The sequence below is a fragment of the Streptomyces sp. GbtcB7 genome (genome assembly GCF_019091445.1).
Taxonomy (GTDB): domain Bacteria; phylum Actinomycetota; class Actinomycetes; order Streptomycetales; family Streptomycetaceae; genus Streptomyces; species Streptomyces mirabilis.
In genome coordinates, this window is sequence record NZ_JAGXJM010000050.1 from 13,020 (window position 1) to 39,243 (window position 26,224).

The 26,224-nt window shown below is 68.5% G+C and carries 17 protein-coding genes and 7 pseudogenes; 12 read left to right on the top strand and 12 right to left on the bottom strand.

Annotated elements, in window-relative coordinates; all coding sequences use genetic code 11:
- The first annotated feature begins 509 nt into the window (after positions 1-509).
- Positions 510-2,768, top strand: a complete 2,259-nt coding sequence (locus KVT44_RS48145) for a helix-turn-helix transcriptional regulator (RefSeq protein ID WP_217574705.1) — start codon at positions 510-512, stop codon at positions 2,766-2,768.
- 6 nt (positions 2,769-2,774) lie between these two features.
- Positions 2,775-3,332: an XRE family transcriptional regulator gene (locus KVT44_RS48150; protein ID WP_190174699.1), complete on the top strand. Its 558-nt coding sequence runs from the start codon at positions 2,775-2,777 to the stop codon at positions 3,330-3,332.
- Between the two features lie 89 nt (positions 3,333-3,421).
- On the opposite strand, the gene KVT44_RS48155 is transcribed toward KVT44_RS48150, so the two are convergent.
- Both KVT44_RS48155 and KVT44_RS48160 read right to left on the bottom strand, forming a co-directional pair.
- Positions 3,422-3,886 (bottom strand): DUF6234 family protein, encoded by a 465-nt coding sequence (locus KVT44_RS48155; RefSeq protein WP_308314330.1) that lies wholly within the window; start codon positions 3,884-3,886, stop codon positions 3,422-3,424.
- A 189-nt stretch (positions 3,887-4,075) separates the two neighbouring features.
- Positions 4,076-5,169 (bottom strand): annotated as a pseudogene (locus KVT44_RS48160) (IS3 family transposase); the annotation flags it as partial.
- Positions 5,170-5,272: 103 nt separating this feature from the next.
- Between KVT44_RS48160 and KVT44_RS48165 the strand changes: the two are divergent.
- The 6 genes and pseudogenes from KVT44_RS48165 to KVT44_RS48190 all read left to right on the top strand — a co-directional run.
- Positions 5,273-5,455, top strand: coding sequence for a hypothetical protein (locus KVT44_RS48165; protein WP_217574708.1), 183 nt, complete (start codon positions 5,273-5,275; stop codon positions 5,453-5,455).
- A 203-nt stretch (positions 5,456-5,658) separates the two neighbouring features.
- Positions 5,659-5,862, top strand: a complete 204-nt coding sequence (locus KVT44_RS48170) for a hypothetical protein (protein WP_217574710.1) — start codon at positions 5,659-5,661, stop codon at positions 5,860-5,862.
- 457 nt (positions 5,863-6,319) lie between these two features.
- Positions 6,320-8,026, top strand: a complete 1,707-nt coding sequence (locus KVT44_RS48175; RefSeq protein WP_217574712.1) for an MFS transporter — start codon at positions 6,320-6,322, stop codon at positions 8,024-8,026.
- A 1,232-nt stretch (positions 8,027-9,258) separates the two neighbouring features.
- Positions 9,259-9,671 (top strand): annotated as a pseudogene (locus tag KVT44_RS48180) (transposase); the annotation flags it as partial.
- A gap of 327 nt (positions 9,672-9,998) precedes the next feature.
- A pseudogene (locus tag KVT44_RS48185) lies at positions 9,999-11,238 on the top strand (IS110 family transposase).
- Between the two features lie 21 nt (positions 11,239-11,259).
- Positions 11,260-11,682: pseudogene (locus KVT44_RS48190) on the top strand (transposase); the annotation flags it as partial.
- 13 nt (positions 11,683-11,695) lie between these two features.
- Here KVT44_RS48190 and KVT44_RS48195 read toward each other — a convergent pair.
- Positions 11,696-12,064 (bottom strand): DUF5959 family protein, encoded by a 369-nt coding sequence (locus KVT44_RS48195; protein WP_308314331.1) that lies wholly within the window; start codon positions 12,062-12,064, stop codon positions 11,696-11,698.
- 4 nt (positions 12,065-12,068) lie between these two features.
- Between KVT44_RS48195 and KVT44_RS48200 the strand changes: the two are divergent.
- A pseudogene (locus tag KVT44_RS48200) lies at positions 12,069-12,941 on the top strand (DUF1152 domain-containing protein); the annotation flags it as partial.
- Between the two features lie 88 nt (positions 12,942-13,029).
- Complete coding sequence (locus KVT44_RS48205) at positions 13,030-14,151, top strand: IS630 family transposase (protein ID WP_217574715.1); 1,122 nt, start codon at positions 13,030-13,032, stop codon at positions 14,149-14,151.
- A 26-nt stretch (positions 14,152-14,177) separates the two neighbouring features.
- Here the strand turns inward: KVT44_RS48205 and KVT44_RS48210 are convergent.
- The 4 genes and pseudogenes from KVT44_RS48210 to KVT44_RS48225 form a co-directional block, all read right to left on the bottom strand.
- Positions 14,178-14,570, bottom strand: a pseudogene (locus KVT44_RS48210) (inositol monophosphatase family protein); the annotation flags it as partial.
- Positions 14,571-14,665: 95 nt separating this feature from the next.
- On the bottom strand, positions 14,666-15,082 hold the full coding sequence (locus tag KVT44_RS48215; protein ID WP_217574716.1) for a nuclear transport factor 2 family protein: 417 nt from the start codon (positions 15,080-15,082) through the stop codon (positions 14,666-14,668).
- 177 nt (positions 15,083-15,259) lie between these two features.
- Positions 15,260-16,210: an alpha/beta hydrolase fold domain-containing protein gene (locus KVT44_RS48220; protein ID WP_217574717.1), complete on the bottom strand. Its 951-nt coding sequence runs from the start codon at positions 16,208-16,210 to the stop codon at positions 15,260-15,262.
- Between the two features lie 124 nt (positions 16,211-16,334).
- Complete coding sequence (locus KVT44_RS48225; RefSeq protein ID WP_217574718.1) at positions 16,335-16,706, bottom strand: nuclear transport factor 2 family protein; 372 nt, start codon at positions 16,704-16,706, stop codon at positions 16,335-16,337.
- Between the two features lie 130 nt (positions 16,707-16,836).
- Between KVT44_RS48225 and KVT44_RS48230 the strand changes: the two genes are divergently transcribed.
- The gene (locus KVT44_RS48230; protein WP_217574759.1) at positions 16,837-17,706 is read left to right on the top strand and encodes a MerR family transcriptional regulator; all 870 of its coding nucleotides are present in this window, start codon (positions 16,837-16,839) and stop codon (positions 17,704-17,706) included.
- A gap of 698 nt (positions 17,707-18,404) precedes the next feature.
- Here KVT44_RS48230 and KVT44_RS48235 read toward each other — a convergent pair.
- The 5 genes and pseudogenes from KVT44_RS48235 to KVT44_RS48255 form a co-directional block, all read right to left on the bottom strand.
- Positions 18,405-20,750, bottom strand: coding sequence for an ABC transporter permease (locus KVT44_RS48235; RefSeq protein ID WP_217574719.1), 2,346 nt, complete (start codon positions 20,748-20,750; stop codon positions 18,405-18,407).
- Positions 20,747-21,439, bottom strand: a complete 693-nt coding sequence (locus tag KVT44_RS48240) for an ABC transporter ATP-binding protein (protein WP_217574721.1) — start codon at positions 21,437-21,439, stop codon at positions 20,747-20,749. The genes KVT44_RS48235 and KVT44_RS48240 overlap by 4 nt, the downstream gene beginning before the upstream one ends.
- Positions 21,436-21,960: a PadR family transcriptional regulator gene (locus KVT44_RS48245; protein WP_217574723.1), complete on the bottom strand. Its 525-nt coding sequence runs from the start codon at positions 21,958-21,960 to the stop codon at positions 21,436-21,438. The genes KVT44_RS48240 and KVT44_RS48245 overlap by 4 nt, the downstream gene beginning before the upstream one ends.
- A 155-nt stretch (positions 21,961-22,115) precedes the next feature.
- A pseudogene (locus KVT44_RS48250) lies at positions 22,116-22,259 on the bottom strand (IS5/IS1182 family transposase); the annotation flags it as partial.
- Positions 22,260-22,492: 233 nt separating this feature from the next.
- The gene (locus KVT44_RS48255) at positions 22,493-24,229 is read right to left on the bottom strand and encodes an immunity 49 family protein (protein WP_217574761.1); all 1,737 of its coding nucleotides are present in this window, start codon (positions 24,227-24,229) and stop codon (positions 22,493-22,495) included.
- Between the two features lie 351 nt (positions 24,230-24,580).
- Here KVT44_RS48255 and KVT44_RS59150 point away from each other — a divergent pair, with 351 nt between their 5' ends.
- A complete protein-coding gene (locus KVT44_RS59150; protein ID WP_254650891.1) occupies positions 24,581-25,930 on the top strand; it encodes a hypothetical protein in 1,350 nt (449 codons plus the stop codon).
- Positions 25,931-26,224 lie beyond the last annotated feature (294 nt).

A 26,224-nucleotide genomic window follows, 5' to 3' on the forward strand; every position in this document is an offset into this window, starting at 1 on the left:
GGATCTTGCATGTCAGGCAGACCTCACGATGTCTCATGAGACACCGAAACGGTGGGGAACGTTTCCTCTCCGCAGACGGGAGGCACTCGCGACGAGAGGGACCCGCCAGGTCGGCTGTCGCCCGACCTGGCGCGAAGCGGATAACCGTGAGCTCATGGCGCAGCTCAACCGCGGACGCGACGCACCCATCAATCCAGATTGGAAGCGCCGGGGAGCGGGCGTCGGGTTGCGCTTTGTGAGAGCTACGGCCTGCCAAGCGCAGGGCTTGCGGTTCCTCTCTGTCGTGGCCAAGTAGCTCTGTATTCACGCTGAGACCGCGCACCGATCTGCAAGCACTGTCGGGGCCTGGTCGGTGGGACAGTGCAGACCGGAGCTGTCGGCGGACCATATGCGCACCCATCTGCCCCGGCAGCCGCCCGCTGTCCGCCTCGATAAAATGAGCGATCTGCGTTAAATCGAGGATAAATCCATGAGTGATTGAAGTAGGGTGGGGTGCGGAGGTGAGCGCTGTGCCCAATGAGGAAGACGCGCTTTTCGGCGCGGTCGACGCGCTGTTGGAACAGGTCGCCCAGGACCCCCTGCCGCCCCCGGCGGAGCGCAAGCGTCTACGGGAAGCCGCAGGCCTCAGCCAGGGGCAGATCGCCAAGGCGCTGGATGCCCGGCGTGAGTCCGTCGGTAACTGGGAGACCGGCCGCAGCGAACCCCGGCCTCCGAAGCGAGCCGCCTACGCCCGCCTCTTGGACGGCCTGGCCGCACGCTTCCCCGCCGCACCCAACGCCACCGCGCCCGTGCAGGACACGGCGGTGCGCGAGACGTCCACCGACGTCCCCGCCCCGGCGGAGGCGCGGACTGTGTCCGCAAATCCGGCGCCCGGGGCTGCGGCCCTGCCGGCTGAAGAGAACACCCGGCCCCGCCCCGCCAAGACCACGGCTGCGGCTGCCGCGTCCCCTCCGGTGCGCGCCGTCAGGCCGTCGGCGACATCGCGGCGCCCGGGCGCGAAGAAGGCGGCCCCGGCGAACACTCCGGCAGGCGCCGACCCGCGCTTCGAGAACGGGCCGCTGGCCGTCGTCGACGTCGAAGACGGCAACGTCGTCGCGTACTGCGTCGACGGTCTGGTCCTGGACGTGCCCGCCAAGTCCATCCCGGCACTGGTCGACTGGACGCTGAAGGAGGCGAAGCTGGGACAGCCGAAGCTGTCCGGGCCGGGCAAGGACGCCGACCCGCTGCTCGTGCTCACCGAGTCCGCGCTGGAGCGCTACGGCCTGCCGGTCGCCCTCACCGAGGAAGAGCGGCTCGCCGGGCGGATCCCGGAGGGCCACAAGGTCATCAAGCAGCTGGTCCGCGCGGAGTGGAAGCTGACGAAGCGCGGGTTCGGGCCGTGGGCGCGGATCTACCGCCCGGCGCAGGGCTCGGAGCGGGCCTGTGTGCAGCTGTGCATCCCGTCGTGGCACGCGCTTGACACCCGCCACTGGGGCGAGGCCGGGCAGCTCCCGCCGGCGGAACTCGCCCGGCTCCTGGGTGTGTTCGCGTCCCGCGTGATGACGCCGCGCGGTTCCACCGCCGTGACCGGCCTGGAGCTGATGACCGCGTTGCACCCGCCGACCCACGCCGTGCGCGATGAAGCCACCGGCGCGTTCCGGAAAGCGGACGCCAAGACGCCGGGCTCGCTGGGCGAGCATCCGGTGGACTGCGCGCCGTGCGAGGCCCCGGACGGGCACCCGCTGCTCAAGGACCTGGCTCGCTTCCACGTCCGCGGCCCCGGCGAGAAGCTGTTCGAGGAGGCGTACGACTGGGCGCGCCCTCTCACCGACGCCGAATGCACCAAGCGGCACCTGGTGGGCATCGACGTGAACATGGCCTTCGCCGCCGGAGCCAACGGCCTGGTCGTCGGCCTCGGTGAGCCGACGCAGGTCAAGAACCCGGTGTTCGACCCGAAGCTGCCCGGCTCGTGGCTGGTCGACCTGTCCCACGTCGACCTGTCCCGTGTGAAGGTCGGCAAGGAGTGGGTGGAGCTGGACGGCAGCCTGCTGCCGAGCCCGTTCACGCCGAAGGGCGAGCGCCCGACGGGGCCGGCCTGGTACGCGACGCCCACCGTGGCGTACGCGGTGGAGCTGGGCTACGAGGTGCGCCCGATCGAGGCGTGGGTGCGGTACGACAACGGCCGCTACCTGGACGCCTGGTACAATCGGCTGCGCGACGCCTACCTCGCCACGATGGCCGACCTCGGCGTGCACGCGGACCTGTCGCCGGCCGACTTCCTGGCGGCGATGGACGGTTACCGCAGCCGTGACCCGGAGCTGGCGATCGTGGTGTCCGCGGTCAAGGCGACGGTCAAGGGCGGCCTGGGCAAGCTGCGCGAGCGGCCCCGGGGTGAGGGCTGGCGACCGGGCGAGCCGTGGCGGGCGCTGTCTCGGCCCACGTGGCGGCCGGACATCCGCGCGGCGGTCATCTCCCGCACGCGGATCAACTTCCACCGGAAGATCGTCAAGCACGCTGCGTTCACCGGGCAGTACCCGGTGGCGGTCCTCTCCGATTGCGTCGTGTACGCGGCCGACGGCGAGAGCCCCCTGGACTTCCTGCCGTACCGGGACGGCAAGCCGCTGCCGGGCGGCTTCAGGCTCGGGGTGAACCCGGGCTTGGTCAAGTGGGAGGGCACCCAGAGCGTGCTGTGGGGCGAAGGCGTCCGCGAGCAGTTCAACGCCCCCGAGCTCAACCTCGCCCGGTACATCAAGGACGGCACCGTCACCGATGCCGACAACGGGGAGTAGGCAGAGATGAGCATGTTCGGGGACGGCCTGGACAAGGCGGTGCAGAAGGCGTTCACGCGCCCGATCCCGAAGTCGGCCGGCGCGCAGATGCGGTATCTGGTCAAGCAGCTCAAGGGGACGAAGGCCGTTGCTCAGATGCTGCGGGTGTCCCAGCGCACCGTCGAGCGGTACGTGAAGGACCAGATCAAGAAGCCCCGCCCTGGTCTCGCCGCCCGCCTGGAGCGCGAGGTGACGAAGCGGTGGCAGCCGCAGATCCGGGCCAAAGCCCGGGAGAAAGCGGCGACCACCGGCGGCATCGTCATCGACACCCGGGCCCGCCTCGGCTACACCGCGCCGATCGGGTCGACGGACCAGGACCGGATCCGCCACCTCACCGTGGCCTTCCCGCCGCAGTACGCCGCCCGCCTCTTCGAGGCCCAGGAGCAGGGAGCCGGCGACCAGCGCCTGCAGGAGATCGCCGCCGAGGCGCTCAAGGAGGTGTACTTCCAGGACGGCGGGCGCCGCGCCGGAAGCCTTGAAGAAGTGCGCTTCACCGACGTGGAACACATCGAATTTGACCTGTAGTTGTCGCCGTACAACCCGCGAGCCTCGGTGTGATGTGACTGAGCGCTTCGGTTGGCGAGTGAGCATCCGAGTTGGCGGGGCTGTGCGACTCAGTGACAGGTCCCGCTGCCGCTATAGCAGGGCGAGTACCCGACGCGCGGGGTAGGCGCAGGGCGTGGGTGGGTGCGGTCGTAGTCGTGCTGCGAGAGCACGAGCAGCAGAGCCAGCGTTCCGGCAGCGAGGAGCTGCGACAGCACTGTCCACGGTGCGCGGGTCAGCGTTGCGAGCCCGGCAAGGAGGAGCGTGGCGAAGAGGACCTGTTCCGTCCAGGCGATACTCGCGAGTCGCGACGCGTCCATCTCCGCTTGCGCCCCCTGCGCAGCCCATATCTGCATGCCATAGCCGAAACTCTTCCCCCCAAATACAACAGCCTCGACTATGAACAACACAAGCCCAGCGGCAACGTCCGAGGCGAGAGAGGTCCTGCTTGACCAGGGCCATCTGCGCCGAGGTGGAGGTTCGGGGAGTGCGTCCGTCATGGCCACACCTTGCCGGGCCGGTCGCAGGGTGCGCATGAGTACGCGCACTCAGCCCGTGTAGTCATCTCTGGAGTGGTGGCTGGCCGGTTCCGCTCGGGTCTGCTGCACGATCGGGTGACATCTTGATCTGCCCCACGGTTTGGGTTCCAGCTGCGGTGGCTAACTGGCGGCGGAGATGGTGTCTTGTTCGGAGAGTAGTTCGTACTCGATCGAGGTGCGGTAGCCCAGTGCTGAGTGGCGCCGCTGTCGGTTGTGGAAGACCTCGATGTACTCGAAGATCGCGTTCGCCAACTCGACCCGGGTCTTCCACCGTTTGCGGTTCAACAGCTCGATCTGCATCGAGGACCAGAACGACTCCATCATCGCGTTGTCCAGGCCGTCTCCGACCGTGCCGAACGATGGCAGGAGCCCGGCGGAGCGGATCCTTTCCCCGAAGACCCAGGAGGTGAACTGGGCGCCGTGATCGGCGTGCACTATCCCGCCTGGTTCGGGGCGCCGGTTACGGAGGGCCATGTCTAACGCGTTGACCACGAGGGTGGAGTCCTGTCTGGAGGCGATCGACCAGCCCACGATCTTGCGACTGAACGCGTCCAGGACCGCCGCGCAGTACACCCACCCTTCTGTGGTGCGGTGTTGCGTGATGTCGGTGACCCACAGCTCGTTGGGACGCAGCCGATGGAACTTCCGGTTGACCAGGTCATCGGCGGTGACGACACCCCGCAGGCGCTTGATCCGCACCGGTCCGGGCAGTCCGTAGATCCCGGCCTGTGTCATCAGCACCGACACGGTCCTCGAGCACACCTGGATGCCCATGCCCAGGGTGAGCTCGGCGTGGACGCGGCGGTAGCCGTAGGTGCCGCGTGAGGCGACGTGGACCTCCCGGATCAACCCGGTCAGCCACTCCCGTCGCAGCTGCCGCGGTGTGGTCGGGGTGCGCTTGTGTTTGTAGTAGTTCTGCCGGGCGACCTCGAGGATCCGGCAGCATCGGTCGACCGGTGCCCCGGCATCGACGAGACGGTCGATCACCGGGTAGAGCCTTTTGGGGCCGGCTTGTCCTCGCCGAGGAACTTGGCGGCCTTGCGGACGATCTCGAGCTCGGTTTCCAGCTCGCGGATTCGTCGCCGCGCTGCACGCAGCTCTGCGGACTCCTCCGAGCCCCTGCCAGGGCGCCGGCCGTTGTCGATGTCGTCCTGGCGCAACCACTTCGACAACGTGACCGGATGGATGCCGAGGTCAACGGCGGTCTGCTTCTGTTCTTTTCCTGCCCGCACCAACGCAATGGCGCGGGCGCGGAACTCAGCGGGGTAAGCGCGGGGCATGTCCGGCAGCCTTTCGTGAAGGCCGTCAGTTAGCCAGCAGAACTGGAACCTGAGAGGTGGAGCAGGTCAACCTGTCACCCAAACCTGCAGCAGACCCCGGCGCGTGTCCACCGCGCAGGACCTCACCGGCTCGGTGTACTTCACCTACAACCAGAGCACCGGCGCGGTCGGCATCAATGAGGACAAGAGCCAACTGCCCGACGCCCTCACCTGCCAGAGGTCCGACGCAATCGGTTCACCTCCACCTGGACCCCGTGAAACCCGAGGTAAGAACCGGACCGGTTAGCTGAGCGCCGTAGCTGGATCGGTCCGTCGCTGCATCTGAGCGCTCTACATGGCGAAACCCGCCAGGTAGCGCGCTCAGTCACACCCGGGCGGTGTGACTGAGCAACCGACGAGGCGGGTTTGCAATCGATGTGGTGAGTTAAGCACGCCGCTTCGTCGGGCCTACGGGACTGTGCAGCCCGCTTCGCAGTCGCCGCGCCCGGCATGCCCGCAGGGAAGTTCGACGGGCTGACCGAGGCCGTCTCGTCGCCAATCCTCGAGGAACTCGGTCAACGCCTCCGCCTCTGCCTCGGTCATCGGGTGCTCGGTCACGGCGGTGCGGAGTTGGCGTCGCCGGGCCCGCTCCGCCCGGACTGCTTCGGGGACGGGCTCGAACTGGCGCTGCACCTGCGGCGGCTGGCCTTCTAGCCACACCTGATGGGCTTCGTCGGTCATATCTGGAGGCTGGGCCGGAAATCCGAAGTAGCTTCGGACGTGGGGGCTGATTCCGCCCGAAACCAATACAGACAGTTGTACGGCCGAGATTGCTCAACTCGCCAAGTCGGGCGCTCAGTCACAGGCCGACTGGTCCGGGGGCTCGCTCGCACATCGGTGAGCAAGGGAGCGAAGGGGGCTCTTGTCCGCTCCTCACGTCAGGTGTGGGTACCAACGAATGAGAACGGCTGCGGATCTGCTCGTCGCTCTGGACGGCTTCGCTGGGGTCCGTCGGCGGCCGGGTGATGAACGGGGTGAATAACCTTGCGCAGACCCCTAGGCATACCGACTAGTCGGTACTAGCCTCTGGCCACGCTCTCGGAGCCGGCCGCAGCGCGCCCCCGTCGCCCCGACACAAACACCCGGTTTCCGTATCCCCAGGAGGAGCCGTATGTCCGCCACTCCGACGGCGTTCGACGCCGACAGACCCGCGCCCGATGTGCCCGCCGTGGACGCCCGCAGCCCGCTGGCCTGGCTGTACCGCCGTGACCTGCCGGACTACCCGCCCACAGGTCGCCGCATGGCCTATCTCGCGATTGTGGTCGTCACCACCGTCGTCCTGTACTACATGCTGTACATCCAGTACGCGGTGGCGACGTCGATCATCACGCACTTCGACATGACGTACCGCTACTTCGTCTGGGTCTCGGTGATCGGCAACGCGATCGGGGCCTTCGCCTCGCTCGTGGCCGGTCTTGCGGATCGCTGGGGCCGGGCGAATCTGGTGGTCTACGGGCTGCTGATCGCCGCGCTGCTGGTCTTCTTCGGGCTGCCGAACGCGGCGAACAAGACCACCTATCTGGTGCTCTTCGCGCTCGTCAGCTTCATCGAAGGCATCGTGCTGGTCGCCACCCCTGCGCTGATCAGGGACTTCTCCCCGCAGCTCGGCCGGGCCACCGCGATGGGGTACTGGACGATGGGCCCGGTCATCGGCTCTCTGGTGGTCACCACCGTCACCAGCAACACCCTCGACAGCGCCACCTGGCAGGACGAGCTGCGTTATTCGGCGATCGCCGGGTTCGTCGTCTTCGTCGTCGCGATCTTCGCGCTGCGCGAGCTGTCCCCGGCGCTGCGCGACCAGACCATGGTGTCGCTGCGGGACCGGGCACTGGTCGAGGCGCGCGCCAAGGGACTGGACACCGAGGCGGTGCGCCGCGGCGAGTGGCGGCAGATGATGCGCCTGGACGTTCTGGGCTCGGCCTTCGCCATCGCCGTGTTCCTGCTGCTGTACTACGCGGCGGTCGGCAACTTCGTCGTCTACTTCGCGACCACCTTCGGCTACAGCGAGCAGCGCACCAACGCGCTGGCCAACTGGTACTGGGGGGCGAACGCCATCGCCCTGGTCCTGGTTGGCCTGCTCTCGGACCGGCTGAAGGTGCGCAAGCCCTTCATGATCGTCGGCGCGGTCGGCTCCGTCGTGGTGACCGCGATCTTCGCCACCCGCGCCACCCACCTGACCACCGACTACTACACCTTCGCCTGGCTGTTCATCGGCATCGGCGTCTTCAGCGGCATCGCCTACGCGCCCTGGATGGCGAGCTTCACCGAGACCGTGGAGAAGCACAACCCGGCGGCAACCGCGGCGGGCCTGGCGGTGTGGGGCTGGACGGTGCGCATCGTGGTCGCCGTCTCCGCGGCCTTCATCCCGGTGCTGGTGACTTCCGTGACCCCGCTCGTGGAGCACGGCACCGAGGTCAAGGCCGCCTCGGTGCAGGCTGCGCCCGCGCTGGCCATCGTCAACGCGCACCCTCAGCTCTTCGCCGAGCTGAACAAGTACACCCCGACCACGGTGCCGCCCGCGCTGGGCGCCCGCGCCGTCAAGGAGGTCGGTGCGGAGAACCTGGGTGTCGTGCAGAAGGCGGCGCCGCAGCTGAAGCTGCTGCAGGAGTACGGCCCCGAGGTCCAGAAGGCGTCGAAGGACGGGCCCGGCGAGTGGCGCAACTGGTGGTGGATCTGCGTCGGCGGCCAGGTGCTCTTCCTGCCCTTCGTCTTCGTGATGGCAGGTCGCTGGAGCCCGAAGAAGGCGCGTGAGGACGCCGAGGCGCACCAGCTAGCGGTCGACCGCGAACTGGCCGCCCTCGCCGCCGCCGAGGAGTGACCGGACGCGGAGCCGGCCGTCAGTGGACGGGGCGGCCGTCTCCGCGGTCGCGTGTATCGGGGCAGCGAAGCCCCGCACCCCGGGTTGACTGCCCCTGTCGCCGTGATGAATCAGGCCTGAGCCCTTCTTGATGCCGCGCCGCCACAGCGCCATCTACGGGGCATCCAGCGGGAGTTCGGTGCGCATGTGGGTGGCAAGCTGCCATCCGACGATCATCCGCGAGTACACGGACGAAGGCGACACAGACCCAGCCGGGCCAGGTCCGTATATAGGTCGACGGGCAGGAACCCGGCGGGCTCGCGGCCTGTTCCGCCGGCGGCCCCACGTCGGCAGGCCCGGCCTCAGGCGCCCCGGAGCCCCCACCACAGTCAGCCCGGGCCGATAGGGTTGCCCAAGTCGCAGTCAGGCGTGGACGATTCGCGCGAGGTCGGGCAGCTACACCACCAAGCGGTGACAGAACCTGTGACGCGTAGCTGCCCTGGAGGAGATTCCCGGTGACCGAGATCCCCCGAGAGGAACGCACGCCGTACTTCGCGTGCACGGCGTGCGGGCTGATCGGGGAGCCGGATTCCGCGGACTACACCCTCACCGTCGACCGAGGACACGTCGACTGGACCCGGCCCATGAACGTGGGCTGCGGCTTCTGCCGCACACAGACCCGGATCACCAGTACGGACGTCCTGGACCGCGACACGGAGCACGCTTGCTCCCGCTGCGGGATCCGCACCGCCTGCCCTGCCCAGCAGATGCCGATCGAGTCGTCTGCTGGGGCTGCGGCCTCAACGAGCCCGGAGCCGCTTCTGTCGGGGACCGTGCCACCTGCAGGCAAGACGTTGAGCACGGTGCCAATCAGTGGGCCACCGCTCGTGTCCGCGTCGCCAAACAGGACGCATGTGCCCGTGGGGACTGCCCGGATGGGCCTCGTAGTCATCGCTTGCTGAAGCAAGTCCAAGCAGGCCAGCCCTGGCGCGAAAAATCTGCCTCAATGTCAATGGCGGCGGCCACACTTGATCCATGACGCTCGATCGTGCCGACGCGGCACCGCCGCTGCTGATCCCCTCAGGATCTGCGATCAACCCGATGGTGCTGGACCGGCCGATGCTGCTGCCCATCCTCAAGTGACGGCCCCGCGGCGCGGGAGCCGGTCGTGGAACCTGCGGACTTAGAACTCCCAACGAAATGATCTTCGAGGTGGTTGGATCACTCCGGGACTGTTGATCCGGGGGTGTGGGGTGGCTCGGTCGAAGCCGTGGAACGTCGATGACGAGCTGTGGGCGGTGATCGAACCGCTGCTGCCGAAGGTCGAGCGTCGGACTCACCATCCCGGGCGGAAGAGACATCCGGACCGGTTGGTGTTCCAGGGCATTCTGTTCGTGTTGCATACCGGGATCGCTCGGGAACACCTGCCGCAGGAGCTCGGCTTCGGATCGGGCATGACGTGCTGGCGCCGCTTGGCCGAGTGGACCGGGGCCGGTGTGTGGTCCCGGCTGCACAAGGTCCTCCTCGCCAAGCTCCGCCACGCGAACGCCCTGGACTTCTCCCGGGCGGCGGTCGACGGATCCCACATCCGCGCGTTAAAAGGGGCTCCAAGACGGGACGAAGCCCCGTTGACCGGGGCAGGACGGGCAGCAAGCATCACCTAATGGTGAGTTACGGGGCTGGTGAAGCCTGAAGCACCACCGGGTTCGGAGCCCTTTGATCAGACGGGTTCACCAGCCCCGTGTCGTGGCGGCGGCACGTATGCGATTGAGGCGAGGATGTTCGTGGTCTGAGCCCCTCGCGAGGAACACCTCCCAGCTCACCAGGAGTCTTCGAGCTCCTGAAAAGACTGAGGACCTCGGGGGTAGCTGGGGTCACGAACGGCTAATCGGATGCTGGGCCGGCGGAGCTCTTCCATTAGGGAGTCGCGTGCCTCCACCGCTGTGACCAGCAAGTGAGAGGTGCAACTGACGGGAAGGGCACGAGACAACCAATGAAAATCTTCTGCGGCATCGACTGGGCCAGCGACCATCACGACATCGCCCTTATCGATACCGAGGGCACGCTGGTGGCCCGAGCCAGGATCAGCGACGACGCCACCGGCCTCCAACAACTGCTCGACCTCCTGGCCGAACATGGGGACACTCCCGAGACCCGCATACCAGCGGCCATTGAAACCACCCGACGACTGCTGGTGGCCTGCCTGCGAGCCACCGGCCGCCCCGTCTACGCGATCAACCCGATGGCAGCGTCCCGATACCGCGAACGCCACACCATCGCCCGCAAGAAGTCGGACCACCTCGATGCAATGGTCCTCGCCAACATCTTGCGCACCGACGCCGCAGTACACCGGACAATGCCCGCGGACACCGAGCTCGCCCAGGCCATCGCTGTTTTGGCTCGCGCGCAACAAGACGCAGTCTGGGACCGCACCCAGGCTGCCAACAAACTCGTCCCACCTGCGCGAATACTTCCCCGGCTACCTCGCCGCCGTCCAGCCAATCCTCGGCGGACTCTGCTCACCCGTGGCCCGCGCACTGCTGGCAGCCGCACCCACCCCGGCCCGAGCAGCCCGACTGACCAGAACCCAGCTGCAGGCCGTGCTGAAGAAGGCCGGACGCCAACGCGGAATCGAGGCTGAGGTCACACGCCTGCACGCGACCCTACGGGCCCCGCAGATTCGCCAGCTCCCGCTGGTCGAGGACGCGATGGGCCACCAGGCCCTGACACTGATGCGGAAGTTAGACGCTGCCTGCACCAGCGCAGATGAGCTTGCCGAAGCCTCCGTGAAGGCTTTCGAGGCACACCCGGACGCGGAAATCATCACCAGCTTTCCAGGGCTCGGCTCCCTCACCGGCGCACGTGTGCTCGCCGAGATCGGAGACGACCGATCCCGCTTCGCCGATGCCAGGGCCCTCAAGTCCTATGCCGGAGCCGCACCGGTGACCCGGGCATCCGGCAAGAGCATCTCTGTCAAAGCCCGCCGGATCAAGAACCAGCGTCTCGCGGCTGCCGGCTACGTCTGGGCGTTCGCTTCCCTGACGGCCTCAACGGGCGCCAGAGCCCACTACGACCGCAGACGCACCCACGGCGAACGCCACATCTCAGCTCTGCGCAATCTCTTCAATCGCATGATCGGGTGCCTGCACCACTGCCTCGACCAACGCGTCCACTACGACGAAACCATCGCCTTCCCCACCCGCCCCGAGTCCATCCTCGCTGCCGCAGCTTGACCGCCTAACCCCATCGGATGTCTGATCACCGACAGACACGGCACCCCGCTCGTGGTCCTGCTGACCGGCGGCAACCGCAACGACGTCACCCAGCTCGTCCCACTGCTCGAAGTCGTGCCGCCCGTGCGGGGCAAGCGCGGCCGGCCCCGGCGCCGCCCCGATGTCGTGCTCGGCGACCGCGGCTACGACCACGACAAGTACCGCCGCCTCGTGTGGGCCCTCGGGGTGAAGCCGGTGATCGCCCGCCGGGGCACCGCGCATGGCTCCAGCCTCGGCAGCCAACGCTGGGTCGTGGAACGCGCGTTCGCCCACCTGCATTGGTTCCGCCGCCTGGGCATCCGCTGGGAGATCCGCGATGACATCCACGAAGCGTTCCTCACGCGCGGCTGCGTGCTCATCTGCTGGAGGCGCCTCATCGCCCGTGAGGCCGCCACCCGCAACTGAGAGCCTCCTGTCCTCAACCCTGCCCGAAGGGCCAAGCGGTGCGGACCTGGGCGAGTCGCAGACGCTGGGCATCGACCCAGTCGTCGGGCAGGCGCACCAATACGCCAACCGAGGTCAGGGACACAGCGGTGTCCCTGACCACCACCTCGATCGCGTTGAGGACCTCGCCGCGGGAGATGTACGGTCCCTCCGGCGTGATCCGGATCTCCGGGTTTCGACCGTCGTCCATCCAGCGAACCGGCTGGCCCACGGCGAGCAGTTCGAGCGCCTTTGCCCAATCGTCCAGGTCCTCGGGCAGCAGGCACACCTCTGCGAGGTGGCCCTTCGCGAACTCGCTGGCCACCACGATGTCGACGTCAAGGCAGCCGTCCCACGGGAGCACTCCCATCTACTCCGGCCTGCCGTTGGCTCTCTCCCTCCTGCATCAGGGCAAGCAGGTATATCTCGCGAACCTCTCCTTCAGCGCACTCGCCGGTCTCCCGATCGATGACTGGGTCGCCCCCGACCTGGCCGCCGTGACTCCCGACTCCGCTTTGCACCAGAGCTACTTCCCGGAGCGGACCCTCGCGCAGTGGCTGCGCCAGCACGGCTACCCGTTCACCGTGTACGCCTTCCCCCAGACCGGGGTGCGCCCGCTGCGCGCCGCCTACCAAGCACTGATCGAGCTGCACTGCGTCGACGCTGTGGTCCTGGTCGACGGTGGTACGGACATTCTGATGCGCGGCGATGAAGCCGGGCTCGGCACTCCAGAGGAGGACCTGACGAGCGTGGCGGCGCTGGCCGCGCTGGACGGCGTACGGACGCGGCTCGTCGTGTCGGTCGGCTTCGGTGTAGACGCCTACCACGGCGTAAACCATGTACAGGTATTGGAGAATATCGCCGCGCTGGAGCGCGACGGTGCGTACCTCGGTGCGTTCTCGATACCGCGGGCCACCCGTGAGGGCGCTCTCTACCTTGACGCGGTGACGCACGCTCAGCACCACACGCCGGAGTACCCCAGCATCGTGAACGGTTCCATCGCGGCGGCCGTGCGCGGCTCGTTCGGTGATGTCCGGTTCACTGACCGCACCCGGGGCAGCGAGTTGTTCGTGAACCCGCTGATGTCCCTGTACTTCGCCTTCGACCTCCCGGGCCTGGCAGCCCGCTGCCTCTACCTGGATCGGATCGAGGACACCCACCTGACGCGCCAAGTCCACTCGCGGATTGCCGAGTTCCGCGAATCCATAGTCACTCGCCCACCCCGCCGCTTCCCGCACTAGTGCTCTGACCACATAGGTTCACCGGGTTGGCGCTGGCGGCCTCTTGACGGGTTGGATGTCGCAAGACGTTCAGCTCGGAAGGGATGCGATGGCAGAGCCGGTCAGGGTCCGAAGGCTCACGGATCACGAAGGACATCAGTTACAGAGGATCGTGCGTCGGGGCAGTACCAGCTCGGTGCGGTACCGGCGGGCGATGATGCTGCTGGCCTCAGCTGGCGGGAACCGGGTGCCGGTGATCGCCCGGCTGGTGCAGGCGGACGAGGACACGGTGCGGGATGTGATCCACCGGTTCAACGAGATCGCCCTGGCCTGCCTGGACCCTCGGTGGGCGGGAGGCCGTCCCCGCCTGCTCAGTCCTGACGATGAGGAGTTCGTCGTCCAGACGGCCACCACCCGCCCTGCCAAGCTCGGGCAGCCGTTTACCCGCTGGTCCATCCGCAAACTGCTCGCCTACCTCCGCAAGGTGCACGGCCGGGTGATCCGGATCGGACGCGAGGCCCTGCGCTGCCTGCTCGCCCGACGTGGCGTCACTTTCCAGCGCACCAAGACATGGAAGGAGTCCATCGACCCCGACTACGACGCCAAGCTCGACCGGATCGAGCACGCCCTGGACCGCTTCCCCGACCGCACGTTCGCGTTCGATGAGTTCGGGCCGCTCGGAATCCGCCCCACCGCGGGCAGCTGCTGGGCCCGGCAGGGTCGGGCCGACCGGCTCCCGGCGACCTACAAGCGGACCCACGGCGTCACGTACTTCCACGGTTGTTACTCGATCGGCGACGACACCCTGTGGGGCGTCAACCGCCGCCGCAAGGGCACCGCGAACACCCTGGCCGCGCTCAAGTCGATCAGGGCCGCCCGCCCGGACGGCGCCCCGGTCTACGTGATCCTCGACAACCTCTCCGCCCACAACGGCAAGAGGATCCTCCCCTGGGCGAAGAACAGCAACGTCCACCTCTGTTTCACCCCGACCAACGCCTCCTGGGCGAACCCGATAGAGGCGCACTTCGGACCGCTGCGGCAGTTCACCCTCGCGAACTCCAACCACCCGAACCACCCGGTCCAGACCCGCGCGCTGCATGCCTACCTGCGCTGGCGCAACGCCAACGCCCGCCACCCAGAGGTCCTGGCCGCCCAACGCCGGGAACGCGCCCGCATCCGTAGCGAGAAGGGACTCCGCTGGGGCGGACGCCCCCTCCAAGCCGTAGCCTGACCCAACCCGGCGAACCCTACGCGGTCCTACCTTCGGTTGCGGATCATCGACATCAGGAGCCCGTGGGTCTCGGCATCGGTGGCCACCACAAGTCCGCGGCCCGCCTGCCCGATCGGGGGGCCGTCGATCCCGGTGACCACGCAGCCGGCAGCCCGGCACACAGCGATTCCGGCGGCGAAATGCACACTTCCGGAGAGGTCATCACCATCGGTTACGTACGCGGCGCGCTTGCCGGCGGCGACCCAGGCCAACGCCAGCGTCGTGGACACGACCCGCGGCCGGAACCGCTCGACGAACTTTGCGTGGCCCAACAGGTCCGCGGCTCGGAACCCGGGCCCGCTTGGAAACGGCGGATCCAGGTTGGCATCCACGAGCTGGGTTGTGGACGTAGGCGCCAGTCGCGTATTCACCCCGTCGCGCCCCGCGACGAGGCTGGGAGGGTCTGCCGTCGCGGGCGCCTCCCTGCCGAGGAGATCCGGTCGGCAGGGAGGCCGGTCGCGTCGCAGATCAGGCCCTACACGGTGGTGATCTTGCCGTCCCACTCGCCGCCGGCCGGGACGGAGGCGTGCTGGTGGATCAGTTCCCAGCCGTTCTCACGCCGCTCCAAGCAGTCGGTCTGCCGGGCCATGACGTGCTTGGTGGAGCCGTTCTTGAGCACGATGTTCGTGCTCTGCACCGTGCAGACGATGCCCATGTCCCCGTTGACCTTCGCGTCCAGTTCGAGGATCTCGACGTTGCAGGACTCGAAGTTGGCGAAGGTGTCGTCGAACAGCTTGCGCGCCGGGGCGACGCCCCTGGACGCGAACGGGGGGATGTCGAACCACAGCACGTCGGACGCCCAGTGCCGGGTGCTCTGCGCACCGGTCATCGACGCCGCCATCTCGCGGACGATGGCGATGATGGCTTCCTTGTCCTGCTCGGTCGTCGTCATGACTTTGCTCCCTTCATCTCGCGACCCTGATCGGCCGCTACGGACAACCCTGCGGCGTGCCGTCAGGGGAGGTGCAAGAGCCAGCCCCGCGACGGGATCTCCCCTGAGGGGAGATCCCCTGCCAAGGGCCTGCCGTCAGCGCTGGACATCGCGGGTTTCCCCCGCGAAACCGGCCGCTCAGAGGGCCGCCAGGGTGCGGATGCGGTCGGCGAAGGCCCGCCGGGCGGCCCCGGACTGGGGGGCGAGGCGGTCCCATCCGTGCGGGACCCCGGGATGGACGTGCAGTTCAACGGGGACGCCCGCGGCGGCCAGGCGCGCGGCGTAGGCGATGTCCTCGTCGCGGAAGATGTCGAGGTCACCGGTGTCGATGTAGGCAGGAGCCAGCCCGGTGAAGTCGCTCAGGCGGGCCGGTGCGGCGATCGGGGAGACATCCGCGGTGTCGAACGTGTCGCCGAGCACCGCCTTCCAGGCGGTGTAGTTGTCGTCGTAGGTCCAGGTCAGGAAGGGTTCGCGGGTCGGGTCGGGGCTCTGGTTGCGGTCGTCGAGCATGGGATAGACCAGGATCTGCCGAGCCAGGGGAGTGTGCCGGTCGCGGGCCAGGATGGCGGTGGCCGCGGCGGGTGCGCCGCCGCCGCTGTCGCCCATCACCGCGATGCGTCCGGTGTCCACGGCCAGTTCGTGCGCGTGGTCGGTGAGCCAGGTCAGGCCGGCGAAGACGTCCTCGGCGAGCATGGTGCCACTCGCCTCGGGGGCCAGGCGGTAGCCGACGGACAGGAACGGCACCCGACTGTGCGCGACGTACCAGGAGAGCAGGGTGTCGTAGGCGTCCAGGTCGCCCAGGATCATGCCGCCGCCGTGGGCGTAGAGCACGGCCGGGCCGGGCGCCGTGGTCTCGCCAGTGGTGTACCAGCGCAGTTCAATCCGGGCGCCGTCGGGCGCCGTGGCGAAGTAGGTGGCGGTCTTGATCCCGGTGACCGGGGGGACCAGGGCCGCCATGGCAGCCTGGCCGAGGTTGCCGGCTTCGCGAATCGACCTCCAGTCCCCGCGCTCGCGGGCGGCTACGCCGGCGGCCTGCTCGGTGCGGGCGGCCAGGAGGGGGACGAGTTCGGGGTCGAGGGTGTAGTTCATGGGAAGTGGTACCCGCTTTCCGGAGGTGGACGGATGAGTGCGCAACGAAGTGGCGGCGCACGCGGGTCGGCGGGCTGGTTGCGTGCGCCGCGGGCCTCGGGCGGGCCGGACACAGCGGTGTCTGTCAGTACGGGGAGGGCTGGTTGCGGATCACGGCGAGGCCGACGATCTTGCCGTCGCGCACGCTGAAGTAGTCCGACATCACCAGTTCGGCCGGCAGGCTGGTCTTGTCGTAGGTGCCGTCATAGCGTGAGCGCACGATGGTCTGGCCGTAGTGCGCGACGACCTCGATCGGCTGCATCGTGACGTGGTCGCCGATCATCTCCTTCTCGGCCCAGGCCCGGATGGCTGTGATGCCGCTGATCTCACGGCGCGCGTCGTTGACGTAGGCGTCCTCGGCGAAGGTGGCGACCATCCGGTCCAGGTCGAAGGCGTTGACCGCCGCCAGGTACTCGGCGACGACGGGCGGCAGGGCGGTGCTCGTGGGCGTGGTCATCGTTTCGGCTCCCTTCGGCAGGCGGCCCGGTCGACCGCCTGCAAGCAGGCTCGGGCGTGCCCCGACGAGAGGTGCAAGGCCCGCGCGCGCCCGTGCATCTCCCCTTGGGGGAGGTGGCACAGTGGCGGGCATGGACGCGACACTGCCGATCGGGGACTTCGCAAGGGCCACGCACCTGAGCGTGAAGACGCTGCGCTACTACCACCAGGTGGGCCTGCTGGAACCGGACGAAGTGGACCGGCACACCGGCCACCGGTACTACACCACCGCGCAGATCCCGACCGCGCAGATCATCCGCCGCTTCCGCGCCCTGGACATGCCGGTCGAGCAGATCGCCAAGGTGCTGGCCGCCCCCGACCTCGACACCCGCAACGCGCTGCTGGCCGCGCACCTGAGCCAGATGGAGCAGGAGTTGGCGCGCAGCCAGTCTGCGGTCGCCTCGCTGCGTGACCTGCTTACCCGCCCGCGGGGCGGCACCCGGGCCGAGATCGGGCGCCGGAGCGTTCCGGCCACGCCGGCGGCTGCGATCACCGAGACGGTGGACGTTGCCGAGGCGTTGACCTGGTACCAGGGTGCGCTCGGTGAGATCTACGCGACGCTCGACGCCCAGGGCCTGGCCGCCGACGCGCCGGCTGGCGGGATCTTCAGTACCGACCTGTTCACCCACGGGCACGGACCGGCGACGATCTTCGTGCCGTGCGCCGGACCGCTGCGCCCCATGGGTCGGGTCGACGCGCTGGTCATCCCGGCGGTCGAGTTGGCGACGATTGTGCACCGCGGCCCGCATGCGAATATCGACCTGGCTTACGGAGGCCTCGGCACGTACGTCGCTGAACATGCCCTCGCCGTGGACGGCCCGATCCGCGAGTACTACCCCGTCGGGCGCCACGAGAGCGCAGAGGCGACCGAGTGGCGCACCGAGATCTGCTGGCCGATCTTCCACACCGGACCGTCGCCCGACGAACCCGCAGCGCGCACGCACGAAGGCGGCGATGGGTAGAGGCGCAGGTGGCATTCGGAACCTGCGGCGCTGAACGCGCCGACACCGGCGATATCGAAACTCCGGTGGGGCCACCGGCAGGCGCGCCGTACCCGCGGACAGGGAAGCGTCACAGACCCAGATCCCCGAGGGCTGCCGGTCGTAGTGGCCGCCACCCGCCAGTGTCGAGCTTGGCCAGTCCCGCTTCGACGTCGACGTTGATGGCGCCTAAGAATTGATGTTCTCCGTTAGTTCGGAGAAGTCACCGCACATCCAACCGCTGGAACAGCCAACCCGGCGAACCTTCCCGGTCAGAGCACTAGCGACCATGCCGACTGTGCGCTGCACGGTGCCATTACTGCGTCCGCCAGGAGCGACGCGACGGTCAGCGAGAATTCAAGGGATCGGCTGTGCGCATGCGACGAGGGAGCCCAACGTCATTGTCTGAAGACAGAGTTGGGCTTCCTCGCCACCGACCGAAGGTCCGGACGATCGCCGACCCCTCCGTTCGCGATTGCCGACACCTCTTCTCCTCGCGACAGCCGGGGAGAAGAGGTGCAGTCGAGCAGAAGCCTGTGGTCGGGTCAGCGCAGGCGGACCACGGTGAGCACCGCATGCCGGGTGGTGCCGGCCATGACCTCCACGACGACCTCCGCGCTCACGGGTGTGTAGGCGTCGCCGCCCTGCGTGTACGCGTGCTCGGGCTGGGGGACCAGGGGTTATTCCGTGCGCAGGCCTTCCGGGCGCATCATCCGCAGCAGCGGCGGCAGGCTGAGCAGCGTGACCACGCCGACCACGGCCGCGCCCACGCCGGTCATGGTCAGGACACTCGCCCAGTCCATGGCCACTGGTGTACGGGTCATCTTCAGCAGCACCGAGCCGAGGGTGATACCCACCGTTGTGGCCAGTACGAGGCCGAGCCCGACCGGGAGGGCCGTCTGCCACAGCACCGACAGGCTCAGCGTGCGGCGCCGGGTGCCGAAGGCGACCAGTGCGGAGAGCAGCTTCCTGCGCTCGCGCAGCTGCTCCAGCTGGGAGACCAGCAGACTCGCGCCGATCAGTGCCAGCACGAACGCGGAGCCTACGAACAGGCCGGTGCGGATGGAGGCGTATTTGGCGTCCTCCTGGGTCGCCGACCAGCTGTAGGTGCGTGCGAGGGGGTCGATCCGGGCGACGACGTTGCGTATGTACTCCCGTGAGTCCGGCACCGACGGGTCCAGACGCAGGTAGACACCGTCCGAGAACACTGCGGGCGCGGCCTTGGCGGGCAGGGCGGCGGGGGTGACCAGCAGACCGTTGGCGTCCTGCAGTGAGTCCTTGCGCGCGTCCACCACTCGCACGTTCGCCGGAACGGTCCAGGGCACCTCGAGGCCGCGTTCGGCGCCGTCGTACGACGGGTCGATGTAGAGCTGCCGACCGGGCTTCACCACGGCGATTTCGTCGGCGTTGCTGGGGGAGGTGTAGTGGCTCCTCGTTCGCGTGATGAACACGTCGCCGTCCTTGCAGGAGGGAAGCGTAGCGAGTTCGCGCAGGGCGGTGCAGTTACCCACGGTGAGGCCGTTGCTGTTCTTCGGGTTGCGACGTGCGTCCCCGTACTGCGAGATGGCCGGGGCAACTGCGGCCCGTACCCCCTTGGTGCCGGTGAATTCGCGCTCGACACCGGACAGCGGCTTGCGGTCGCTGAAGTCGACCTGCATCTGGACCCGGCCGGGGTCCTTGCCGGTGGCCTTGGTGTACTGGCTCTGCGTTCCCGTGAACAGCATCTGCAGGGCGATGGCTCCGGCCACGGCGACGGCGATGCCGTTGACCATGCGTGCAGCGGTTCCGCTGCTCAGCTGCAGCCGCCGTACCGCGAGCTGCCAGGACAGCGCGCCCTTGCCGAGGCGGACGACGACCGCCTCCACGACCCAGGGGAGCAGCGCGGTGATGCCGATCAGCAGCAGCAGCACGCCGCTGATGACGAGGTACTGGTTGAAGTCGCCGTTCTTGCGGCCCTTGCCGATCATCGGGTAGAGCATCGCGAGGCCGGCCAGCGGTGGCAGCAGCCGCCACCACAGCCGGCGGCGGCGCTGCTTGGCCGTGCGCACGACGCCAAGCGGTTCCACCACCACGCCGCGCATCGCGAGCAGCGTGACGAGTACGGCGGCGGCCGGGATCGCCACCGCGACCAGCGCGGCGAGCACGGGGGAGGGATCGAGGTAGCTGGGCCAGACGCTCACGCCCAGCACCTCGGTGGAGCCCAGCGTCTGACGGCCGAGGAGGAAGAAGCCGGTGCCGATGACCAGGCCGAGCAGGGCCCCGGCGAGTGCTTCGCCCGCCGCGATCCGCCGGGTCATGTGGCTGTCCGAGCCGACCAGGCGCAGCGCGGCCAGTCGGCGGTCGCGGCGCTCGCCGCCGAAGCGAACGGCGGCGGCGATGAACACGGCGACCGGGGTCAGCAGCACCACGAACACGACCAGGACCATGAGCAGCAGCACCGGGTCGGTCTTCTCGGGTGTCGCGTCCGGTTTGCCATACTCGGTCAGCCGGTGCACCGGGGAGAAGCCCGTGAGTTTCAGCCCCGAGGCGCCCGCGTAGTAGGCCAGTTCGTGGGAGCCGATGAGTCCGCTCTCGCCGATCGTGCCGGTGATCTTGTAGGGCAAGCGTTCCCGCAGCAGCGTGGCGTCGTCCGAGGCGAGCAGGTTCTTGAGCGCGGGGGAGACCACCATCTCGCCCTTGCCCGGGAAAGCGTCGACTCCCGGGGGCAGCGGCGCCCGTTTGCCCTCGGGTTCGACGAACCGGCCGAGGATGTCGTCGTCGTGCCAGGTGGTGTCGGCTTGGGCGATCAGGAAGGTGTTGTCGGCCTTGGACGGGACTTTCTGGGAGTACACGTTGGCGTAGCGGGCGTCCTCCACCCGGGTGCGGGCGGCGAAGACGTTGGGCAGGGCAGTGCACAGCAGGAGCAGGGCCACGCCGAGGCCGACGCCGACCGCGGTCAGCGTCATTCGGACCCAGCCCTCGCGGCCGCCGGTGACGGCGAAGCGGGCTCCCATGGCCAGGTCTCTGGACCACTGGCGCGGACTCATATGGCGCCCTCCATGTCGCGCGACTTGCCGTCGCGGACGACGATCTCGCGGTCGGAGTAGGCGGCCACGCGTGTCTCGTGGGTGACGAGGGCGACGGCGGCGTTGGTGGAGCGGGCCGCGTCGGTGAGCAGGTCCATCACGCGCTCGCCGTTGTAGGAGTCGAGCGCGCCGGTCGGTTCGTCGGCGAACAGCAGGCGCGGTCCGGTGACCAGCGCGCGTGCCACGGCGACGCGCTGGCCCTGGCCGCCGGAGACCTCGCCGGGCCGCTTGCCCTTCAGGTCGTCGACCTCCAGGCGTTCCATCCAGCCGAGCGCCGCCCGCTCGGCTTTCTTGCGGGAGGTGCCGTTCAGCCTGAGCGGCAGGGCGACGTTCTCCACGCAGGTCAGTTCCGGCACGAGCTGCCCGAACTGGAATACGAAGCCGAACTCGGAGCGGCGTAACGCGCTGCGCTGGGCGTTGCTCATCGTCGTCACCTCGCGCCCGTTGTAGGTGATCGACCCGGAGTCGGGCGGCAGGATGCCCGCGAGGCAGTGCAGCAGCGTCGACTTGCCGGAGCCGGAGGGGCCCATGACGGCGACGACTTCGCCGGGGTGGATGGAGAACTCGGCGCCGTCGAGGGCGTGGGTGTGCCCGTAGGTCTTGCGCAGGTCCTGCGCGGTGAGCAGGGAACCAGGGGGAGAAGTCGTCATCGGGCTACAGCCTCACGGAGTTTGTCGAGTCGGGCGGCGGTGAGCTCCAGCCAGCGCAGGTCCGCCTCCAGGTGAAAGAGGGCGTGGTCGCAGATCAGCTGGTCCGCCAGATCGCCCTTGCGCTTGCGGTCGGTCAGGATGCGCATGCTGCGCAGATGCTCGGAGCGTTGGGCGTCCAGGATGTCGGCGGCGTCCCGGTGGGTGAGCAGCGCGAGGACGACTTTGGTGTAGAGGGCCGACTGGAGGTACTCCTCCGGCTTCTGCGGGGTCGCGAGCCACTGCGCTACGTCGGTGATGCCGGCGTCGGTGATCGCGTAGCGCTTGCGCTCCGGGCCGCCGCCGGCCTCGATGCCGTCGACCTCGACGAGGCCGTTCTTCAGCAGCCGGGACATCGTCGAGTAGACCTGGCCGTAGTGCAGCGGCCGGTCGTGACCGGACGTCTCGTCGAAGGCCCGCTTCAGGTCGTAACCGTGTCGCGGGCCGGACTCCAGGAGCCCCAAAAGGGTGTGACCGATGGACATGACCCGCACTCTACACACCGTGTATACGCGGCGTGTATACACCGAGTGTGCAGGTCGTGGCGGGGTGTACGACAGTGCAGGTGAGGGAGCCGGGAATTCCGATCGTCACGGTTCGGAAACAGACAGTCACCCCCGCCCAGGCGGGGGTGAGCCGAGTTCTTCGACTGCTCGGCCACCTGGTGGTCGCGGGTGGGGACCAGGGTGCCGTCCACGATCAGCACCGTGTCTCTCCGGAACCGTCTGCGGGGCCGAAGTGCGAGCGACGGCCCGAGGTGGTCGATGATGCGGTCGGCTGCAGACAGCAGAACCCGGTCCTCTAGGCCCTGTCGTCACATTCCCGTCTGCCCCGCGACGCCATGCACGCGCCCCCAAGTTCTCGGCTTCGCTCGAACAGGGAGGGACCCCCTTCGCCGCACCGGGCACAGACCCAAGTACATCCAGTACGAGGGCCTGTGCCCGGCACGCCGAGAGCACGCACCTGACGCCGCAGGGCCCGCCCTCCGGGCGGACGACGGGAATTTGACGACAGGACCTAGAAGGGTTCAGCGGCGCGCAGGAGACCCTGCGGAAGGTAGGGGGATTCGACGCGGATGTCCCAGCCGCGGCGGCGAGCGTGGCAGGCCAGGGCGAGGACGTCGAGGTTGACGGAAGCATCCGGATCGTCGGCGCGGTCGGCGACCTGGTAGTAGTTGCGGTGGGCTTCGAGCGCGTCGGCCAGGGCCAGGTTGAAGCTCTCCTCGTCGCCTTCCACGAGCTGCGACAGCAGCACGGCCGGCGGCATGGCGAAGCCCCAGTCCTTGGCGCTCTCTGCCTGCTGCAAGGCCCGCTGCGCGGCCGGTTCGGGATCGGTGCCCTTCAGGTAGGCGTGGAGGGCTTCGCGGTACGCGGTGAAGGCGGACCCGTCCGGGCGGGCGAAGGCAGGGCCGGTGAGGACCAGCGGGGCGAGGTCTTCGCGTGCGCCGGTGATGAGGGCGAAGGCAGTGGCCGTCTGCCAGTTGCCGGCTCCGGCTTCCTCGTCCCGCTGGGCCGGGTAGCGCAGTTTGCGGCCGTCGATGGTCACCTCAACCGCGGTGCCCGGCTCTGCCAGTGCGATGCGGAAAAGGGCCGCCCCCATCTGGGAGGCCAGCCGAAGGTTCGCGAACTGGGCGTCCGTGACGCCGCCGGGGTTCCCCGCGCGCCACTTGAAGAGGCGCTCCTCGTCGCTCATGACGCTGCCGAGCTGCCAGACAGCGAGGGGTTTGCCGTCGACGGGGGTGAACGCCTCCCGAGCGTGTTCCTCGTAGGTGGCCTCGATCTGCGGGCCCACCGTCCAGTCGAGGGCCGGCCGCTCCACCACCAGTGGGCCTGCGGCGAGCGCGGCCACCGCGTCCGGCCGCCGGTTCCGGCCGAACCCCGCGACCCGCGGGCCTCGGCTCTCGAAGCCGGTGATCAGTGCGTGCGGAAGGTAGTCGGTGTGGACGGCAGGCGCCCAGCCCAGGGTCCGGTATGCGAGCGCGGCGAGGGCCATGGGGACAAGCGGGAGAAGGGTGCTCGGGGAGGCTGTGGGGCCGTGCAGGGTGGTGTGTCTGACCAGGAGGTCGGCCAGCGCGGCATCGAAGGCCTCCCGGTCTTCGGCGGCCAGGGCGCGCAGCGTGTGCAGCGCTACGCTGTCCGGCCGGTCCAGGAGGGGCTCGCCCGTCTCCCTGGCGCGGGTACGGATGCGGTCCAGGGCCGCGTCAATGGCGGCGAGCTTGGCCTGCGCGCTCGGCGGGTACTCTTCGTCGTCACCGGTGTCGTCCAGGACCACGGCCATCAGTCCTGTGGCGAGCTCGCCGGCGGGCGTTCCCTGCGCCTGCGCGGCGAACTTCTTCCGGGCGAAGTGGAAGGCCTCGCCGTGCCACTTGGCTTTGTCCCTGAGGACCGACAGGCAGAGCGCGTCGATCCACTCCCCGGGCGTGACGCTCTCCTCGGGGGCATCCTCACCCGGGTCGTAGCTCATGCCGAAGTTCACGTACTCCAGGAAGACTTGGAAGCTGCGGTGCGGGTGGTACGCCGCGTAGGCGACCGCGCCGACCGCGGCCTCGGAGGCGTCCTTGAGGGCGGCCTTGGCCTCCGAGGTGTCGAGGTCAGGTGTCTCGACGGAGAGGGCGCCCAGGTAGTCGAGGAACTCGTCGGCGATCGACTGCCACTCGTAGGTGGCCATCCGGCTGGCCCGCGACATGGACCGCACCTGACCCCCGATGCGGTTCGTGAAGTCTTCGCGTGCTGCCGACACGACGGACCCGCCCACCTGGTGACGCTCTATTCGCACTGCCCTGCTCCTTGATCGAATCTCTGCGGACAGCCTAGGCATGGGATCTGACAGGCCAGCTGCTGCCGGGTACGGGGCTCTAGCCGGGCCGCGCCGAGAGGTTCGTGGCGGGTGGCGGTGCGACTGCCGCGCCGCGCCGGGGGCTCGCGGGACCTAGGGCGGATCGGGAAGAACGGAGAGGTCGGCGACCTGTCGTGGCGGCTCTGGACGCGCCGCTGGATGGTCCGTGGCTGGTTCCTTTCGGGCTGGTGCGTCTACTCCCTGCCTGTTGTCAGTGCCGCGTCCTACCGTGGATCTGACCCGCATTTAGCGATGAAACGGTGGTAGTGGGTGGCCAACATCGTCTGGCACACAAAGCTGCGCATCCATCTGGATCTGACCCTGGATGATCTCGGACACGAGGAACACGAGGGTCTGTGGGGCATGGTGTACGGCATGGACCGGATGTACGCGGCCCGGGCTGTTCCCGTCGCTGAGCGGGACCTGCAGTGCGGAGGGGTGTGCCGGGAAGCCGGTGTTGTCGCGCCGATGTACCTGCGCATGCGCAACGGGCGCCGCGAAGCAGTCCATGAACGGCGGGAGGATGAAGACCGCCACATCGTCCCTGTCAGCGACGAGCACAAGGCCTACCAGGCACGCATCCTGCGCGCTGCGGAGGAAGGCGGCTTCCACGGCGACAGCGAGGTTCGCACCCGGGTGGGCCGCAGCTGGATCCAGACCGACACTCTCATCGAAGGAGCCGACGGACTCCGCGTCGGCTGGGAAGTCCAGCTCTCCTCCGCCGGCACCGACGGACCCCGCAGCGCCCGCTCCCGCGCAGCCAAGGCAGAGAAGAACGGCATCACCCCGGCCTGGCACACCGACCGCGCCGACTACGCCCAACGCCACGACACGCACTGGACCCGCAGCAATAACCTCCCCGCCCACGTCATCGCCAAGACCGGCGACCTGCGCGTCATCTCAGGCTTCCGCAAGCTCGACTTCTGGCGCTGCGACCTCCACGCCGATTATCCCTGCCCTCAAGGCGTGCGCCGCTGCGGCAAGCACCACACCACGCCCGTCCCCAAGGACGTGCTCTTCGACGACCTGGTCCGCAAGACCGCAGCCGGCGCCATCGTGCCGATCCAGTTCCGCACCGCCACCAAGCTGCACCGCTTCTGGGTCACGCACACAGACCAGAACCGCTACAACGACCTGCTCAGCGACGACACCCAGCTCCCCGACGTCCCGGAAGACGTACAGATTCCGTCCAGGGCCAGCCACAACCGTCCTACCTGCCGTCCCGACCTTGCGATCGCATCTTCCACCACCTCTGCACCGTCCGGGACTCAGCCTCCCGCTGCATTGCCGAACCTGCTGCCCGCCCAGCCCACTGAGCTGGCCACCCACGGTCAGTCGCGACAACCGAACAGCCCTGACCAGAGCACAGGGGAAAGGGCACGAATCCCCGAAGATCTCATCACGCTTCAGAGGGCTTCAGACCGTGAGCAGCAGGCACTTCAGCAGCTGAGCGATCACGAAGAGCGCAGCCAGCAGCGGCGCATCTGGTTCGAAGCAGCGCAGGCAGCCCAGGCCGCGGTAACTCAGCACGCGCGTTCCCAAGGCCTCAACCGGTTCGAAGTCGAGCGCGCCGTGCGAGCCGCCGCCAGAAGCACAGGAAGTCAACCGCCGCTCACGTGACCAGCGGTAGCAGCGACGAGGCGGGCGAGGTGAGCCTCGCGCAGGTGGCCTTGCGCCACCTGTCGCGGTTCGGCACGGACTGCGCTGCATGAGAGAGCGCACAGTTGGTTGCCGGTTCCGGATGTACTCCGTTCGAGCACCGCAGCCTCAGCAGCGGCGGTGTTGCTGAGGGCACCCAAGGAGGCCCTGCCCATTCGCTGCAGAGCCGCAGTCCCAATTTGGTCAGTACCTAATCCCGGACCTTTGGGGAACGATCGGAACCGTGCGCGATTGCATACGAGCCGATCGGGGATT